Raw genomic sequence first — 17786 nt, forward strand, 5'->3', positions numbered from 1 at the left:
GGGCCTGTCGGGCAGTGGAGTGGTGGAGGACCGGATCAGCCGGATTCCTCGCCACCGGATCCGACCGGTTCGACAGCGGGCGTTTTCGTTTCGGGCACCGTCATCTGGAGCACGGGGGTCCGAACACGTAAAGAAGTCGCCGATCGATGGAGGTTTCCGTGGACGTCGTTGTCAAGGGTCATCACTGCGAGGTCAGTGACCGCTTCCGGCAGTACGTCGAGGAAAAGCTCGAGCGAATCGAGAAGGTCGATCATCGGGTACTGCGGTGCGAGGTGGAAGTCAGCCGAGAGAAGAACCCGCGACAGCACGATCGGGCGATGCGCGTCGAGATCACCATGTACACCAAGGGTCCGGTGGTCCGCGCGGAGGCCTGCGGCGAGACCAAGCAGGCGGCGTTCGATGTGTGCCTGGACCGGCTCCGGTCCCAGGTGCGCAAGGCCGCCGACCGGCGCCGGGTCCACCGGGGTGAGCGCACACCCGAAGGACTGCGGCACCTGAACGCGAAACAGCCGGTTCCCGGCATCACAACCCAGGTGGAGGAACCAGTCGCCGACGACGAGGTGGCGACACAGAAGTACGGCTCTCTCACCGTGACCGGCGACGGACCGCTGGTGATGCGCGAGAAGACACACACCGCCAAGCCGATGACCCTGGACCAGGCGCTCTACGAGCTCGAACTGGTCGGGCACGACTTCTACCTGTTCGTCGACGCCGACGAGAACCAGCCCAGCGTCGTCTACCGCCGTCGCGGCTACGACTACGGCGTGATCCGGCTGACCGTCTAGACCCCGGGAGGAGCGCACGAGGGGCCGGGCTGTTCGCCCGGCCCCTCTGCTGTTGCTCTGTTTGCCGCTTGCTGCTGTGTTTGCGGGGTCAGCTGTCGATCTGTTGCTGCAGGTCGGTGGCGTACGCCGCAACCTCGGCGTACACACCCGGATTGCCGGCATCCGCGCAACCGACGCCCCACGAGACCACGCCGAACAGCCGGCCGTTCAGGACCAGCGGGCCGCCGGAGTCGCCCTGGCAGGAGTCCTTGCCACCCTCCTCGTAGCCGGCGCAGATCTCACCGTCGGCGGTGTAGCCCTCGTTCGCGTACGCCTGCTCGCAGTACGCGTCGCCCAGCACCGGGACGTCGACCTTCTGGAACGTGTTCGCCGGTCCGGTGCCCTCGGTCGCGCCCCAGCCGTACACGGTCGACGCCGCGCCCTCCGCGTCGGCAGCCTTGTCCGTCTCCAACTCCAGCGTGGCCACACCGTCGAACGGCGTGGTCAGCGTCATCACCGCGACGTCGTGACCGGGCGACTTGCCGTAATCCGGGTCCACCCAGATGTCGCTGATCCCCGACTCCTGACCGGTCGACGTGTCGCTCAAGACGTCCCGGCCCTGGATCGCGGTGTACGTCGAGGCCGCCTCCTGCGCGCAGTGCGCGGCGGTGACGATCTTGTTCGCCTTCACCAGCGTCGCGCCGCACCACTCACCGGTGGGATCGGGCGAACCGCTGTTCGACAGCTGGATGGCCCACGGCGTGTCGGCGGTGTGGGCGATATCGCCGCCGACGATCCGGGTCTTCGGTACTTCCGGCGACTGCGCGGCCGACGCGGAGCCGCCGACGGCCACCGCACCGAGGGACGCCGCGGCCAGTACGCCGGCCGCGAGGGCAGCGCGAACCGCCTGCTTCTTTCCTGTCATGCCTCACTCCAGGGTGATAGGGGCCGCACGGGCGGACGGCCTCCCGCCACCATCTCCCGCACACCCTCCGTAGCACACCTCCCACTTTCGGTAACTCCAAAGTTATGCCCAGCCACCCCGCTCTCCTTCTTTGTGCACCAGATCCGTACTTTTGGGGCCGGAAAATACGGATCTGGTGCACAAAGAGGCCAGATGCGGCCTGAGGGCGCGGGAAGTGTCGGTGGCGGGCGGGAGAATGCGGTTCGTGACTACTCAGGTGTTGTCGACGGCTCAGGCTCGGCGGGTGGCGCTGGCGGCGCAGGGGTTCATGGATCCGCGGCCCAAGGGGGTTCCGGACGCGCGGGCGCTGAGTCGGGTGCTCGGGCGGATCGGGTTGATCCAGATCGACTCGGTGAACGTGTTGAGCCGGGCGCAGTACCTGCCGTTGTACTCGCGGCTGGGTCCGTACCCACGGCACGTGCTGGACCGCGCCTCGGGGAAGGCCCCGCGCCGACTGGTCGAGTATTGGGCGCACGAGGCGTCGCTGATCCCGGTCGAGACGCATCCGTTGATGCGATGGCGGATGGCGCGGGCGACAACCGAGGCGTGGGGCGGGCCGCGGTCGATCGCGAAGGAGCGGCCCGACCTGCTGAAGCAGGTGCTCGCCGACGTCCGCGGCCACGGGCCGCTGACCGCTCGTGAGATCGACGACGACGTCGAGCGCGCCCGCGACAATTGGGGCTGGAACTGGTCCGACGTGAAGCGCGCGCTCGAGTTCCTGTTCTTCGCCGGTGAGATCACAGTGGCCGGCCGCAACCAGCAGTTCGAGCGGCTGTACGACGTACCGGAGCGGGTGCTGCCGCGCGCGGTGCTCGAAACGCCGACGCCGACGCCCGAGGAGGCGCATCGCGGGCTGGTGTCGATCGCTGCCAAAGCCCATGGCGTCGCCACGGCGCAGTGCCTGCGGGACTACTTCCGGACGGCGCCGGAGCCGACGCTGCAGGCGATCGCGGAGCTGGTCGAGGACGGCGAGCTGCTCCCGGTCCAGATCGAGGGTTGGAAGCGCCCGGCGTACCTGCACCGTGATGCGCGCCTGCCGCGCCGGGTGAACACCCGCGCCCTGGTCAGTCCGTTCGACTCGCTGGTGTTCGAGCGGACCCGGACCGAGGTGCTGTTCGACTTCAGGTACCGGATCGAGATCTATGTGCCGGCGCCGAAGCGGATCTACGGGTATTACGTGCTGCCGTTCCTGCTCGGCGACCGCCTGGTCGCCCGGGTGGACCTCAAGGCGGACCGTCCGGGCGGCATCCTGCTGGTCCAGTCGGCGCACGCGGAGCCGAAGGCGCCGGTCGAGACCGCCGACGAGCTGGCCGCCGAGCTGGTCCAGCTGGCCGGGTGGCTCGGGTTGGACCAGGTCAAGGTGTCCGGCGGCGGCGACCTCTCACCCGCACTCAGCGACGCGCTCGTCCACGCTCAGTGACCGCCTGACCGCAAACCGGAAAGCAGCCGCCCGGGAACTTTCCGGCGGGCCCGGTCGTGGGTCCGTTAGGGCTCGAGGCACGCTGCGCGCGTGGCTTGGCACACCGGGCACCGTACGATGGGGGTCGCACGCCGTCCGCTGCGGTCGGCCGTGCCCTGTCGGCGTTCGGCCGCAACCCAGGCTTCAGCAGCAAGGAGTGAACTCCCCACCATGAAGGTTGTCGACAAGGTCCTGCGGATCGGCGAGGGCAAGATCCTCCGCCAGCTGCAGGGCATCGCGAAGATGGTCAACTCCATCGAGGACGACTTCGTCAAGATGTCCGACGAGGAGCTGCGCGCCCAGACGGCGGAGTTCAAGCAGCGGCACGAGAACGGGGAGTCTCTCGATGCGCTGCTGCCGGAGGCCTTCGCGGTGGTCCGGGAGGCGGCCAAGCGGACGCTGCACCAGCGCCACTACGACGTCCAGATCATGGGTGGCGCGGCGCTGCACCTGGGCAACATCGCCGAGATGAAGACCGGTGAGGGCAAGACCCTGGTCGGCACCCTCCCGACGTACCTGAACGCGCTGTCCGGCAAGGGCGTGCATGTGGTCACGGTGAACGACTACTTGGCCAAGTACCAGGCCGAGTGGATGGGCCGGGTGTACCACTTCCTCGGTCTCGACTACGGCGTGATTCTGCCGGAGATGACGCCTGCGGAGCGCCGGGTCGCCTACTCCAAGGACATCACCTACGGCACCAACAACGAGTTCGGCTTCGACTACCTGCGCGACAACATGGCGCAGAGCATCGAGGACTGCGTCCAGCGTGAGCACAACTACGCGATCGTGGACGAGGTGGACTCGATCCTGATCGACGAGGCCCGGACCCCGCTGATCATCTCCGGTCCGGCCGAGGACTCCCAGCGCTGGTACGTCGAGATGGCCCGGATCGCGAACTCGCTGAAGGCCTGGACGCTGGCCGACGAGGCGGAGCTGAAGCGGAAGAACCCGCGGATCACCGACCTGGAGATCGACGAGACCAAGCGCCGGGTCGCCGACTACGACGTGGACGAGAAGAAGCGCACGGTCGCGATCCTCGAGCGCGGTATCGAGAAGGTCGAGGACCGGCTCGGCATCGACAACCTGTACGAGTCGGCCAACACCCCGCTGATCAGCTACCTGAACAACGCGCTGAAGGCCAAGGACCTGTTCCACCGGGACAAGGACTACGTCGTGGTCGGCAACGCGGGGCAGGAAGAGGTCCTGATCGTCGACGAGCACACCGGCCGGACGCTGCACGGCCGCCGCTACAACGAGGGACTCCACCAGGCGATCGAGGCCAAGGAAGGCGTCGAGATCAAGGAGGAATACCAGACCCTCGCGACGATCACCCTGCAGAACTACTTCCGCCTCTACGACAAGCTGGCCGGCATGACCGGTACGGCGATGACCGAGGCGAACGAGTTCTCCAAGGTCTACAAGCTCGGCGTGGTGCCGATCCCGACCAACAAGCCGATGATCCGGGTCGAGGAGCGGGACCTGATCTTCCGCACCGAGGACGCCAAGTTCGACGCCGTGGTCAAGGACATCGTCGCGGTGCACGCGACCGGGCAGCCGATCCTGGTCGGTACGACGTCGGTCGAGAAGTCCGAGCGGCTGTCGCGGCAGCTGCTCAAGGAAGGCGTCAAGCACGAGGTGCTGAACGCGAAGCAGCACGCGCGTGAGGCCGCGATCGTCGCGGAGGCGGGCCGGAAGGGTGCGGTCACGGTGGCCACCAACATGGCCGGTCGTGGTACCGACATCATCCTCGGCGGCAACCCGGAGTTCCTCGCCGACAAGGAGTTGCGCGCCCGCGGTATCGACCCGGCCGAGTCGCCGGAGGAGTACGAGGCGCAGTACCCGGCGGTGCTGGAGCAGTTCGAGAAGCAGGTCAAGGCGGAGCAGGAGGAGGTCCGCGAGCTCGGCGGCCTCTACGTGCTCGGCACCGAGCGGCACGAGTCCCGCCGGATCGACAACCAGCTGCGCGGCCGGGCCGGCCGACAGGGCGACCCGGGCAAGTCCCGGTTCTATCTGTCGCTGGAGGACGACCTGATGCGGTTGTTCAAGCGCGAGATGGTCGACTGGGCGATGTCGCGCAACAACGACGACAGCCAGCCGCTGGAGAACAAGGTCGTCACCAAGGCGATCGCGTCCGCGCAGGCCCAGGTCGAGGCGCAGAACTTCGAGACCCGGAAGAACATCCTCAAGTACGACGACGTGATGAACCGGCAGCGTTCGGTCGTGTACGAGGAACGTCGCCGGGTGCTCGAGGGCGCCGACCTGCGCGAGCAGGTGCAGGACATGCTCGAGGAGACCGTCACCGGGTACGTGCAGGGCGCGACCGCGGACGGCTTCGCCGAGGACTGGGATCTGGACGCGCTGTTCACCGCGATGCGGACGCTGTACAAGTCCGAGCTCACCGAGGAGCAGCTGATCGAGGAGGCCGGCGGTGACAAGGCCGGTCTGACGCAGGACTTCCTGATCGAGCGGTTCCTGGACGACGCACGGGCGGCGTACGAGAAGCGTGAGGAGCTGCTCGGCGAGGAGACGATGCGCGAGCTGGAGCGGCGCGTCGTGCTGAGCGTGCTGGACCGCAAGTGGCGTGAGCACCTCTACGAGATGGACTACCTGCGCGAGGGCATCGGTCTGCGCGCGATGGCGCAGCGCGACCCGCTGGTCGAGTACCAGCGCGAGGGTTACGACATGTTCGCCGCGATGATGGAGTCCATCAAGGAGGAGTCGGTCGGCTTCATCTTCAACGTCGAGGTCGACGTCGAGGCGATGCGCGCCGAGATGGAGGTCGCGAACGAGGCGGCGCTGGCCGACGAGACCACGCTCGAGGGCCGCCGGGTCCAGGACATCCTCACCCCGGGCGCACCGGTCGCCGAGGCCGACGAGGAGCGCCCGCAGGACACGCCGCGGCCGAAGGACACCCCGCGGCTGCGCGCCAAGGGCCTCAGCAACGAGCCGCGTCCGCAGCGCCTGACGTACTCGGCGCCGACGATCGACGGCGACGAGGAGATCGCGACGCACTCCGAGGGCTCCGCCGAAGGCGAGCTGCAGTACGCCGGTACGCCCCGGAACGCCGTCTGCCCGTGCGGCTCGGGCAAGAAGTACAAGCGCTGCCACGGCGACCCGCAGTCGGACGCCTACAAGTTCTGAGACACGCCGTCGACGGCCCCCGGGAGCTCCTGCCGGGGGCCGTTCTCGTGGCGCGGGTTATAGCGCCGGCCGGTCGTGATGTGGTCCGCTGAAGGCATGTGGCTGACGGAGAAATTCGGGTTGGCGGTTCCGGTGGTGGGTGCGCCGATGGCGGGAGTCAGTGGTGGCCGCCTGACCGCGGCGGTCTCGGCCGCCGGCGGGCTCGGGATGCTGGGCGCGGGATCGGCGGTGTCGGCCGAGTGGATCCGCACCGAGGGCGCGATTGCCGCCGCTTCCGGGAAGCCCTACGGGATCGGGCTGATGGCCTGGTCGGTCGCCGATCACCCGGAGCATCTGGAGGCAGTGCTCGAGCTGAGACCGGCGCTTGTTTCGCTGAGCTTCGGTGACTACGGGCGGTACGTCGGGACGCTGCAGGACGCCGGGATCGTCGTCGCGACCCAGGCCGGCACGGTCGCGGATGCCCGCGAGGCGGTGGACGCGGGCGTGGACGTGATCGTCGCACGCGGCGCCGAAGCGGGTGGGCACGGTCGCAACGCCGTCGCCACGTTGCCTTTGCTGCAGGCGATTCTCGACCTCACCGACGTACCGGTGCTCGCCGGTGGCGGGATCTCCGGACCGCGCGGGCTGGCCGCGGTACTGGCCGCGGGGGCGGTCGGAGGCTGGATCGGTACGGCGTTCCTCACCTGCGAGGAGGCGCTGACCAAGGAGCCGGTGCGGCAGGCGATCATCGCGGCCGGCGAGACCGACACGGTGTACGGCACGGTGTTCGACGCCGCGTCCCGTGCCGGGTGGCCGGACGAATTCGGCGGGCGGTCCCTCCGCAACCCGTTCTTCGAAAGCTGGGAAGGCCACGAGGAGGAGCTGAAGGAGAAGGATTCCGCGCACGAGCACTGGGTCGAGGGCGTCAAGGCCGCCGACCCGGCCCGCATGGCGATCTATGCGGGCCAGGGCGTCGGTGCGTTGTCCGGCCGGCCGACGGCGGCCGAGGTGCTCGGGAGCTTCGCGGCGTACCGCGGCTATCTGAGGGCAGCCCTCAGCGATGGATCCAAGTAGTTGCTGTGAGCAAGTACGAGATCGTTGCACAGGTCCCAGATCCGCTCGACCGGTAGCGCCGCCGCCGTTGCCGGGTCGACCATCACGGCCTGACGGATCGCCCGCGGGTCCTGCTGGATCGCTGCCTGGACGACGAGTTCGGCGACGTTCAAATACGAGCGGTTGAGCGCGGCGCACTGTGCCGGGAGCGCACCGACGGCTGTCGGCCGGACACCGGTGCCGTCCGCCAGGCACGGCACCTCGACGACCGCGCCGGCCTGCAAGTTCGAGATCAGGCCGGTGTTCGAGACGTTGCCGTAGACCGTGCGCGGCGTGCCGGTGACGATGCTGTGCACGATCTGCGGGGCGTACTCCATTGTCGGATCGACCTCGACGGGAGCGCCGACCTTGAGCGCGTTGCGGGTGCGTTCGTAGGACGCGAGGTTGTCCGCGACGATGTCCAGGTACGCGCCGATCGGCAGCCGCAGCCGGTCGATCTCGGACGTGTGCCCGAGGTACCACGGCACGTATTCCGCCGAGTGTTCGCTGGTCTCGGTCGGGTAGAACCCGAGCCGCCGGTACATGTCCACGCGGACCCGTCGACGTAACTCCGGATCCGCCGCGATCGCCTCGTCCAACCGGTCGTACAGGTTCTCCGTGCCGCGTTCGAACCGCAGTACCCACGACTGGTGGTTCACGCCCGCGGCGAGATACCGGACCTCGTCGTACGGTACGCCGACCAGTTCGGACAGGCCGTGCATCGTCCAGTACACCGAATGGCAGAGGCCGACGACGTTGCGGACGCCGAGGGCCTGGAGGTACCAGACGTTCATCACCATCGGATTCGTGTAGTTGAGCAGCCAGGCGTCGGGGCAGACCTCGGCGATGTCCTTGGCCAGCCCGCGCAGTACGGGGAACGTCCGCAGCGCACGGAACACACCGCCGACGCCGAGCGTGTCGCCGATCGTCTGCCGGATCCCGTACCGGGCCGGGATCTCGAAGTCGACATGGGTCGCCGCGTTCATTCCGACCTGGACGATGTTGATCACGAAGGCGGCGCCGTCGAGAGCTGCTCGTCGTTCCAGGTGCGTGCTGATGGTCGGTACGACGTGACGCTCCTGCGCGATGTACGACGCCGCGGCCGCCGCCGTCTCGAGCCGCTCGGGGTCGATGTCGTGCAGCGCGATGTGCAACGGGCCGAGGTCGAGCGCGAACAGGTCGGCCAGCAGACCCTGGGTGAAGACGACGCTGCCGGCGCCGACGAAGGCGATCTTGGTCATGGTCGTGGTCATGGTGTGGTGCTCCTGACGGCGAGGTCCCAGTCGGGTTGGGCGGCGGTGCCGCCGGCCGCTCGGGTGGACAGTGAGCCGCAGGCCGCGGCGATGGCGAGGGCGCGGTCGGGTTTGCTGCCCATGAGCAGCGCGGCGACCCAGCCGGCGTCGAAGCTGTCGCCCGCACCGACGGCGTCGACCGTCTCCACCTTGAGCGCGGGCGCGGTGAGAGCCCGGGAACCGTTGTGGGCAAGGGCTCCGTCGGCGCCGTTCTTGACCACGACGAAGGTGCCGTGCCGCGCGAGGCGGCGGGCCAGGATGCCGGCGGCGTCCTCGACCGAGTGGTGACCGGTGAGCGCGAGGGCCTCGGCCGCGTTGGGCAGGAAATAGTCCGTGACCCGGAGGACCGGATCGAGGACACTGCGGTCCCACTTCCCGGCCGGATCGTCGTTGGGATCCAGCGAGGTGGTGGCCTTCGCGGCTTTTGCCTGCTTGAAGATCCCAGCGAGACCGGCCGCGAGCGCGGGCAGCAAATAGAACGAGGCCGCGTGCACATGCCGGACGGACCGCAGCAGCGCCGGGGGCACGTCATCGGCTGAGATGTTCGGCAGGCAGCCGGGCGCCGTGAGGATCGCGCGGTCATCGCCGGTGGTCAGGATCGTGGTCAGCGGCGTAGGCAGGTCGGGGTCGGTGACGAGCGCCTCGACGTCGACCCCCGCATCGGCGAGGGCGGTGCGAACGAAAGTCCCGGCGGCGTCGTCGCCGACGCGCCCCGCGAACGCGACGCGGAGTCCGAGCCGGGCCGCGCCGCAGGCCATGATCGACGCGGAGCCGCCGAGCACGATGGAGCCGCCGGGAACCAGGCGCTCGGCCTGGCCGAACAGGATCGGGTGGTCGACGGGCCCGACGACCACGTCGGGGTTCGTGTCGCCGATGACTAGCAGGTCATACATCTGTCAGCCTTTGAGTCCGGTGGAGGCCAGCGAGCGGATGAACGCCTTCTGGGCCAGGAGGAACCCCAGCAGGACCGGCAGCACCGTGATGACGTTGCCGGCCATCACGGCCGACCACTGGGTGTGGTGCTGCCCCTGGAACGTGGTGAGTCCCAGCTGGAGGGTGTAGGTGGATTCGGTGTTGATCGCGATCAACGGCCAGGTGAGGTCGTTCCAGGTCGCGAGGAAGGTGAGGACGGCGACGGTGCTCAGCGCCGGGCGGGCGAGCGGCAGCACGATCGAGACCAGGATGCGCAGACGGCCGCAGCCGTCCAGCCAGGCGGCCTCCTCGAGTTCGCGCGGCAGCGAGACGAAGAACTGCCGGAACAGGAAGACCGACAGCGGGGTCACCAGCGACGGCACGATCAGCGCGCCGAGCGTGTCGATCAGCCTGAGCTGCTTCATCACCAGGAAGGTCGGAATCATCGTCAGCTGGAACGGGATGACCATGGTCGCCAGCATCAGCCCGAGGACCAGCTTGGACCCGGCGAACCGGATCCGCGCGAACGCGTACCCACCGAGCGATCCGAGCACCAGGTTCGCCGTCACCGCGACCGCGGACACCACGAACGAGTTCAGGAACCAGCGCGGAAACAGTGCGTTTCCGAGCACGTACTCGTAACCGCCGAGATCGATGCCACGCGGCCACAGCGCCGGCGGAAAACGGTTGATCTCCGCGTTGCTCATCACCGAGCTGATCAGCAGCCAGACCAGCGGCAACGCGAACAGCAGCGCCAACGGCGCCAGGACGAAATGCCAGCCACTGACGCGTCTCATCGGGCCGCCACCCGCCTTCGGTAGAGCTGCAGGGCGACGCCGATCACGAGCAGAGCGACAGCGAGCGTGTACGCCGCTGCGGCGCTGTAGCCGGCCGTGAACGTCTTGAACGCCTTCTCCCAGATGAAGTACACGATCACTGTGGTCGACCCGAGCGGGCCGCCCTTCGTGGTCACGAACACCAGGTCGAACACCTGCAGCGCATTGATGGTCTGGAACAACAGCAGGAAGATCGTCACCGGTGTCAGCGCCGGCAGCGTCACGTGCCGCAGTACGCCCCAGCGTCCGGCGCCGTCGATCCGCGCGGCCTCGACCAGGTCACTCGACACGCCCTGCAGACCGGCGAGGTACACGATCACGCAGAACCCGGTGCCGCTCCACAACGAGATCGCGACCAGCAGGTACAGCGCCTGACCGGGATCGCTGAAGAACCCCTGCGCGGGCAACCCGACCTTGTGCAGCAAGGAATTCGCGACCCCGAACTCCGGGTCGAGCACGAACGAGAACAACACTCCCTGCGCCGCGGCCGAGACGACGAACGGTACGAACACCAGCGTCCGGTACACCCCGATCAGGGCGATCTTCCGGTCCAGCGCGATCGCGATCGCCAACCCCGCGACGACACTCAGCGGCACGTACAACGCCGTGTAGACCAGCGTGTGCACCACCGCCGACCCGAACGCCGGATCCTTCACCAAGGCCTGGTAGTTCGCCAGGCCCACCCATTCGCTCGGCGACACCAGGTCGTTCACCTGGAACGACAACAGCAGCGACCACAGCACCGGTACGACGCTGAGCCCGAGGATGAGCAGCACCGACGGGCTGACGAACGCCCACCCGGTCGCCCCTTCGCCCCGCGCCCGCCGTCTTGCTGCCCGGGCGCGCGGATCGACGGTGAACGTACCGACCACGCTGGCCATCAGTTCGGTACCGCCAGCACCTGGTTGCACTGGTCGACGGCTTGCTTCAGCGCGTCGGCGGGGCTCTGCTTGCCGAGCAGGACGGACACGATCGCTTCGCCGACGTGCTGCGAGATCTGCGGGTACGTCGAGATCGTCGGCCGCACCTTCGCGGTGTCGAGGGCGGTCACGAACACGTCGAGTCCGTCGGTCGCCGCGGAATGCTTCTTCCATTCCGGCATTTCCGCGGTGGCCTTGGTGATCGGCAGACTGCCGCCCTTGATGTCCCACTGGATGTCCTGCGCCGGATCGGCCAGCCAAGTGACGAACTCGGTCGCCGCCTGCACCTTGGCCTTGCCGTTGTCGAAGATCGTCCAGGTGTCCGGTCCGGAGATCGTCATCGGTTTCCCGGAATACGACGGCAGCGGCACGACGCCGTACTCGAGGTCGTTGTCCTTCAGCTCGGGGAGCTGCCAGGGGCCGGTGGCAACCATTCCCATCCGGCCGCCGAGGAAGACCTGGTAGAGCTGCTCGCTGCCCGGCTTCGGGTCGACGTACAGCGACTTGTCCGTGCGTAGCCGGTCCAGGGTGGCGAGCGCCTTCTCGCCGACCGCGTCGAAACCCACCTTCTTGCCGTCAAGGTCGATGACGTCGCCGCCGAGGTCCCAGATCATCGGCCAGAGCCGCCAGACCGTGTCCTCGTCGCCGACGCCCGGCCAGCCGGTGCCGAAGACACCCTTCGCCGGATCGGTCAATTGTTTAGAGATCCCGATGAAGTCGTCCCAGGTCCAGCCGGCTTTCGGGGGAGCTACACCGGCTGCGGCGAACAGCTCTTTGTTGTAGACCACGCATAGCGAGTCGAGCAGCGCCGGCGCGGCCCGAACCTTGCCCTTCACGCTGACCGCGTCCTTCGCGGCCGGCCAGTAGTCGTCGAGCTTCAGTTGCCCGCTGAGATCGGCGACCTTCGGACTCTTAGTCAGGCTGGCGAGGTCCGACCCGAAGATGTACGCGATGTCCGGGTAGGACCCCGCCGCCAGCCCCGCGGTGACCTTCTGCAGCATGCTGTCCGCGGTCACGCCGCCACCGCCGCCGACCACCTTGATCTTCGGGTGCGACTGGTTGAACGCCGTGATCAGGGAGTCGATCGCGGCCTTGCCGAGATCCACCTGCCCGTGCCACAGCTCCAGGGTCACGACTCCGTTCGGGTCGGCGCCTTCGTCGTCGTTCTTGCCGCAGGCACCCAAGGTGCCGACGGTGCCTGCAGCGGCGACGGCGGCGGCCGCCCGGAGGACGTCGCGACGGGACAGGTTTCGAGCATGCTGAGACATGACGGTCTCCAGAGAGGGAGTGGAAGAGATATCAGCAGGTCTTGCGGACGTACCCGGGATCGCCCGGGACGGAGACGTCCACATCACGCTGCACGATCGAGAGCGTTCCGGCGTACTGCGAACACGCTGTCCGCCGGCCTCGGTCGGTGTACTCGATCACGATCACGTTGTTGCCGAAGGCATCGACGTAGTCGCCGCACTCGGTGTACTGGCCGCATTCCTCGGCGACCGCGAAGTCGAGGCCGACCGCGGTACGATCGCCGGCCAGTTCGACGGTGTTCTTCTGGCCGATGGCGAGACCCACGTCGTGGGCGTGGCCGGCCAGCAAGGTCAGGAATGCCTTGGCCTGGGTGGCGGTGAGCAGGTTCTGCGAGCGGGTGTAGCTGTCGTAGTTGTCCGGCTCGATCGCCTGGTAACCCTTCGCGGCACAGCCGTCGATCCAGCTGTTGACCTTGGCCGCGATCCGGCTGCGCTTGTCGGGGGTCCTGAGGTCGAGGAGCGGTTCGCCCCAGTCCTCGTCGATGACCAGATTGCCCTCGGCGTCCCGCAAGAGCAGGTCGGCGTCCCAGTCGTCCTGCTCGCCGGGCTGCACCTGGAAGGCGTTGACGTAACAAATGTTGTAGAGCCCGGCGGCGGGCTCGGCGGTCCGGTCGCGGGAGACGACCTGGACGCCGGCGGTCGGGGTGTAGGCGCCGCCGATCTGGTAGTCGAAGTTCGCGCCGGTGGGCGGGAGCGTCACCTCGGCAACGCTGCTCGTGGTGGCTGGTTGGCCCGGTGGGGCGCCGGTGAGGGTGGCGGCGGTGACTGCGAGGGCGGTGGCTGCGGCTGCGGCGAGCACGCTGCGGGTGAGTCTGGACACGATTGCTCCATCGGGTCCCGGGGACGCGACCCCGCCTCGGGTGTTCTCACCACCCTGGCGCCGGAAAACCGGACTTCAGGCCGTCGGCCTGGTACCGGCTGGGTGCGTCACTGGCGACCAGTGAAGCGCCTGCAACCGACGGGCGTCAAGCGATCGGCTGCAAACGAGTGCGCACAACCGCCCGGAGATTGCGTTATTGCGCAGCAGACCACTGCTTGACAGGTAGGGTTTTAACCGGTTTAGATACTCCTTAAACCGGTTTAAATGGAGGTTCGAGTGAGCAAGCGGCCGACGATCGCCGACGTGGCACGCCGGGCCGGCGTGTCCAAGGGTGCGGTGTCGTTCGCGCTCAACGGACGCCCCGGGCTGGCCCAGGCCACCGTCGACAAGATCCTCGCGGCCGCCGACGAGCTCGGCTGGCGGCCGAGCAATCGGGCCCGCTCACTGTCGGTCTCGAAGGCGTTCGCTCTCGGCCTGGTGATCACCCGGGACCCGGCCGTGCTGTCGTCGGACCCGTTCTTCCCGGCCTTCATCGCCGGTGTCGAGAGCGTGCTCGCCCCGCGGGGGCAGGCGTTGGTCCTGCAGGTGGCCGGGGACGGCTCCGAGGCCGACGGCTACCGGCGGCTCGCGCAGGACGGCCGGGTGGACGGGGTGTTCCTGTCCGACCTCCGGCACGACGACCCGCGGATCGAGTTGCTGGCCGAGCTCGGCCTCCCCGCCGTGACGCTCAACCGGCCGGACAAGGACTCTCCGTTTCCGGCTGTCACCCTGGACGACCGGCCCGGGACAAGTGCCGTCGTCGAGCATCTCGTCGAGCTCGGGCACACCCGGATCGCGCACGTCGCAGGTCCGCCCGCGTTCGTGCACGCCACGGTCCGCGCCACGGTCTTCGCCGAGACGCTGGCCGCCGCCGGACTGCAGCCGGTCGCGGTCGAGACCGGTGACTTCACCGCCGCCGGCGGGATCGAGGCGACGCGGCGACTGCTCGCGCTGCCCGAGCCGCCGACCGCGATCGTCTACGCCAACGACCGGATGGCGATCGCCGGTCTCGGAGCCGCCCAGGCCGCCGGGCTGACCGTGCCGGACGACCTGAGCATTGCCGGCTTCGACGACAGCGAGATCGCCGAATACGTGCATCCCGGCCTGACCACCGTCCGCGCCGACCCGTTCCGCTTCGGTGCGGCGGCGGCCGAAACCCTCAACCGGGTCGTCGACGGCGAGACCGACGTCCCCGATGTCGAACTGCCGCCCGCGGAACTCGTCGTACGACGCTCCACTGCTGCATGCCTGAGGAGGCACCCATGAAGTTGCAAGCCGGATTGCTGGCCGTGGTTCTGGCCGGTTCACTCGCCGCGTGCGGCGGCGGTGGCGGCGGCGCTGGTGACGCCGACGCCGCGGCGAACGCCCGCGGGCCGATCACCATCTGGTACTCGAACAACGCCGAAGAAGTGGCCTGGGGCAAACAGATGGTCGCGGCCTGGAACGCCGAACATGCCGACCAGAAGATCACCGCCCAGGAGATTCCGACCGGCAAGTCGTCGGAGGAGGTCATCGGCGCGGCCATCACGGCCGGCAACGCACCGTGCCTGATCTTCAACACCTCTCCGGCGTCGGTGTCGCAGTTCCAGAAGCAGGGCGGTCTGGTCCCGCTGGACGCGTCGTACATCGAAGAGCGCTCCGGTGAGGTCGCCCAGCAGTACAAGTCGCCGGACGGCAAGTACTACCAGCTGCCGTGGAAGTCGAACCCGGTGATGATCTTCTACAACAAGAAGATCTTCGCCAAGGCCGGCATCCCCGACCCGAAGCTGGCGACGTACGACGAGTTCCTCGCGGCGTCGCGGAAGGTCGTCTCGTCGAAGGCCGCGAAGTTCGCGATCTACCCGGCGCCGAGCAACGAGTTCTTCCAGTCCTGGTTCGACTTCTACCCGCTGTACGCGGCCGAGAGCGGTGGCAAGCAGTTGGTCGAGGACGGCAAGGCGACGTTCGCCTCCGAGGACGGCAAGAAGGTCGCGCAGTTCTGGCGGACGATGTACGCCGAGAAGCTCGCGTCGCAGGAGAAGTACACCGGTGACGCGTTCGTGGACGGCACCTCGGCGATGGCCGTGGTCGGTCCGTGGGCGATCGCGACGTACAAGGGCAAGGTCGACTGGGGCGTGGTGCCGGTGCCGACCTCGTCCGGCAAGCCGGCCGACGAGATCCACACGTTCTCCGACGCCAAGAACGTCGCGATGTACTCGGCGTGCAAGAACCGCGGGACCGCGGCCGACGTGCTGAAGTTCGCGACCAGCAAGGAACAGGACGGAAAGTTCCTGTCGATGACCGGTCAGATTCCGCTGCGCAAGGACGCCGCCTCGGTGTACGCCGACTACTTCACCAAGAACCCGGACTACAAGACGTTCGCCGACCAGGCGTCGCGGACCGTCGAGGTGCCGAACGTGCCGAACTCGATCACGATCTGGCAGACGTTCCGGGACGCGTACTCCAAGTCCGTGATCTTCGGGCAGCAGGACGTCGGTCAGGCCCTCGACGGCGCCGCACAGAAGGTCGACGAACTCGCCAAGCAGTCATGAGGAAACGCGGACTCCTCGGCCGGATCCTCGGTGATCATCCGATCGGGACGGCGTTCGTCACGCCGTACGTCGTGTTCCTCGCCGCGGTGTTCGCGTACCCGCTCGGCTTCGCGGTGTACATGTCGTTCCACGACTACTTCTTCGCGGCACCGGGCGCGGTCGTGGACCGTCCGTTCGTCGGGTTCGACAACTATCTGACCGTGTTGTCGGACCCGGCGATCCGCCGGGCCTTCGGCAACGTGCTGGTCTTCCTGGTCATCAACGTGCCGCTGACCGTGGTGCTGTCGCTGGTGCTGGCGAACGCGCTGAACGCGGCGATCCGGTGGCGGACGTTCTTCCGGGTCTCGTACTACGTTCCGTACGTGACGGCGAGCGTGGCCGTGGTCGGAGTGTGGCTGTTCCTGTTCAACTCCAACGGTCTGGTCAACTCGATCCTCGGCCCGCTCGCACCGGATCCGTCCTGGCTGGTGAACTCGAAGCTGGCGATGCCGACGATCGCGATCTACGTGACCTGGAAACAGCTCGGCTTCTTCATCCTGCTCTACCTGGCGGCGCTGCAGAACGTCTCCAAGGACCTCTACGAGGCCGCCTCGATGGACGGCGCGGGACGCTGGAAATCGTTCCTGAACGTGACTGTGCCCGGCGTACGGCCGGCGACGACGCTGGTCGTCCTGGTCGCGACGGTCACCGGCGCGAACCTGTTCACCGAGCCGTATCTGCTGACCGGCGGTGGTGGTCCGGACGGTGCCTCGGCGTCGCCGGTGCTGATCATGTACCAGCGCGGGATCGAGCAGGGGAACCCGGACATCGGCGCCGCGATCGGTGTTCTGCTGGTGATCGGCGTGCTGCTGCTGGCCCTGATCGAACGCCGGTTCGTCGGCCGCGAGGAGGACTGATGAAACTCAAGTTCGTCGCGCTGCTGATCGGTGCGTTCGTGTTCCTGTTTCCCTTCTACTACATGCTGATCGGCTCGCTGCAGGCCGAGCCGGATCCGACGGTTTCCGGAGCATTTCCGTCGCCCGGTAGCTTGACCGGGCACAACTACGTCGAGATCAACAAGGCGATCCACCTCGGCCGGTCGCTGCTGAACTCGGGCATCTTCACCGGGGGCGTCATCCTCGGCACGCTGGTGTTCGGGGTGCTCGCCGGCTACGCACTCGCCCGGCTGCAGTTCCGCGGCCGGGGCGTGGTGTTCAACCTGATGCTGCTGATCCAGGTCGTGCCGTTCCAGTTGCTCACGATCCCGCTCTACGTGCTGATCGTGCGCAGCTACGGGCTGGCCGACAGCTACCTCGGGATGATCCTGCCGTTCCTGATCAACTCGACCGCGGTGTTCATTTTCCGGCAGTATTTCCTGCAGTTGCCGGCCGAGCTCTTCGACGCGGCCCGGATCGACGGTGCGTCCGAGCTGAGCATCCTCTGGCGGATCGCGCTTCCGCTGGTCCGGCCGGCGTTGCTGACCGCCGTGCTGCTGACCTTCATCGGTCCGTGGAACGAGTTCCTGTGGCCGTTCCTGATCACCAAGCAGCAGGACCTGCAGCCGCTCGCGGTCTCGCTGTCCAACTATCTGACCACCGTGTCCGCCCGGGCGGCGAACCCGTTCGGTGCGGTGCTGGCCGGTGCCTGTGTGCTGGCCGCGCCCGCGGTGGCCTTGTTCATCATCTTCCAGCGCCGGTTCATCTCCACGAACCTGTCCTCCGGCGTCAAGGGCTAATTTCCGAAAGGCTTTT

The 17786-nt window shown here is 67.8% G+C and carries 15 protein-coding genes; 8 read left to right on the top strand and 7 right to left on the bottom strand.

What is annotated here, in order from left to right; translation table 11 throughout:
• Positions 1-158 precede the first annotated feature (158 nt).
• Positions 159-785, top strand: a complete 627-nt coding sequence (gene raiA, locus AB0B82_RS24195) for a ribosome-associated translation inhibitor RaiA (protein WP_360172638.1) — start codon at positions 159-161, stop codon at positions 783-785.
• A gap of 88 nt (positions 786-873) precedes the next feature.
• Here the strand turns inward: raiA and AB0B82_RS24200 are convergent, their stop codons facing one another.
• Positions 874-1689, bottom strand: a complete 816-nt coding sequence (locus AB0B82_RS24200) for a serine protease (RefSeq protein ID WP_360172641.1) — start codon at positions 1687-1689, stop codon at positions 874-876.
• A 307-nt stretch (positions 1690-1996) separates the two neighbouring features.
• On the opposite strand from AB0B82_RS24200, the gene AB0B82_RS24205 reads away from it, so the two are divergent.
• The 3 genes from AB0B82_RS24205 (at position 1997) to AB0B82_RS24215 (ending at position 7381) form a co-directional block, all read left to right on the top strand.
• The gene (locus tag AB0B82_RS24205; RefSeq protein WP_360172705.1) at positions 1997-3148 is read left to right on the top strand and encodes a crosslink repair DNA glycosylase YcaQ family protein; all 1152 of its coding nucleotides are present in this window, start codon (positions 1997-1999) and stop codon (positions 3146-3148) included.
• Positions 3149-3358: 210 nt separating this feature from the next.
• Positions 3359-6328, top strand: a complete 2970-nt coding sequence (gene secA, locus AB0B82_RS24210) for a preprotein translocase subunit SecA (protein WP_360172644.1) — start codon at positions 3359-3361, stop codon at positions 6326-6328.
• Positions 6329-6424: 96 nt separating this feature from the next.
• Positions 6425-7381: a nitronate monooxygenase gene (locus AB0B82_RS24215; protein WP_360172647.1), complete on the top strand. Its 957-nt coding sequence runs from the start codon at positions 6425-6427 to the stop codon at positions 7379-7381.
• Here the strand turns inward: AB0B82_RS24215 and melA are convergent.
• The 6 genes from melA to AB0B82_RS24245 are packed head-to-tail and all read right to left on the bottom strand — an operon-like array spanning position 7345 to position 13486.
• Positions 7345-8652 (bottom strand): alpha-galactosidase, encoded by a 1308-nt coding sequence (melA, locus tag AB0B82_RS24220; protein WP_360172650.1) that lies wholly within the window; start codon positions 8650-8652, stop codon positions 7345-7347. The two genes, AB0B82_RS24215 and melA, sit on opposite strands and share 37 nt — an antisense overlap.
• Positions 8649-9584 carry a carbohydrate kinase family protein gene (locus AB0B82_RS24225; protein WP_360172653.1) on the bottom strand — a complete coding sequence of 312 codons (936 nt, stop codon included), beginning with the start codon at positions 9582-9584 and terminating at the stop codon, positions 8649-8651. The genes melA and AB0B82_RS24225 overlap by 4 nt, the downstream gene beginning before the upstream one ends.
• Before the next feature lie 3 nt (positions 9585-9587).
• On the bottom strand, positions 9588-10400 hold the full coding sequence (locus AB0B82_RS24230; protein WP_360172656.1) for a carbohydrate ABC transporter permease: 813 nt from the start codon (positions 10398-10400) through the stop codon (positions 9588-9590).
• Positions 10397-11320, bottom strand: coding sequence for a sugar ABC transporter permease (locus AB0B82_RS24235; RefSeq protein ID WP_360172659.1), 924 nt, complete (start codon positions 11318-11320; stop codon positions 10397-10399). Before AB0B82_RS24235 ends, AB0B82_RS24230 begins: the two co-directional genes overlap by 4 nt.
• Positions 11320-12627 (bottom strand): ABC transporter substrate-binding protein, encoded by a 1308-nt coding sequence (locus tag AB0B82_RS24240; RefSeq protein WP_360172662.1) that lies wholly within the window; start codon positions 12625-12627, stop codon positions 11320-11322. The genes AB0B82_RS24235 and AB0B82_RS24240 overlap by 1 nt, the downstream gene beginning before the upstream one ends.
• Before the next feature lie 31 nt (positions 12628-12658).
• The gene (locus AB0B82_RS24245; protein WP_360172665.1) at positions 12659-13486 is read right to left on the bottom strand and encodes an endo alpha-1,4 polygalactosaminidase; all 828 of its coding nucleotides are present in this window, start codon (positions 13484-13486) and stop codon (positions 12659-12661) included.
• 276 nt (positions 13487-13762) lie between these two features.
• On the opposite strand from AB0B82_RS24245, the gene AB0B82_RS24250 reads away from it, so the two are divergent.
• From AB0B82_RS24250 to AB0B82_RS24265, 4 genes are read left to right on the top strand one after another with little or no spacing between them, the layout of a single operon-like run.
• A complete protein-coding gene (locus AB0B82_RS24250) occupies positions 13763-14791 on the top strand; it encodes a LacI family DNA-binding transcriptional regulator (protein WP_360172668.1) in 1029 nt (342 codons plus the stop codon).
• A complete protein-coding gene (locus tag AB0B82_RS24255; protein WP_360172671.1) occupies positions 14788-16056 on the top strand; it encodes an extracellular solute-binding protein in 1269 nt (422 codons plus the stop codon). Before AB0B82_RS24250 ends, AB0B82_RS24255 begins: the two co-directional genes overlap by 4 nt.
• On the top strand, positions 16053-16952 hold the full coding sequence (locus AB0B82_RS24260; RefSeq protein ID WP_360172674.1) for a sugar ABC transporter permease: 900 nt from the start codon (positions 16053-16055) through the stop codon (positions 16950-16952). Before AB0B82_RS24255 ends, AB0B82_RS24260 begins: the two co-directional genes overlap by 4 nt.
• Positions 16952-17770 carry a carbohydrate ABC transporter permease gene (locus AB0B82_RS24265; RefSeq protein WP_360172677.1) on the top strand — a complete coding sequence of 273 codons (819 nt, stop codon included), beginning with the start codon at positions 16952-16954 and terminating at the stop codon, positions 17768-17770. Before AB0B82_RS24260 ends, AB0B82_RS24265 begins: the two co-directional genes overlap by 1 nt.
• Positions 17771-17786: the final 16 nt, after the last annotated feature.

The sequence above is a fragment of the Kribbella sp. NPDC048915 genome, from assembly GCF_040649595.1.
In the GTDB taxonomy this organism is placed as follows: Bacteria; Actinomycetota; Actinomycetes; order Propionibacteriales; family Kribbellaceae; genus Kribbella.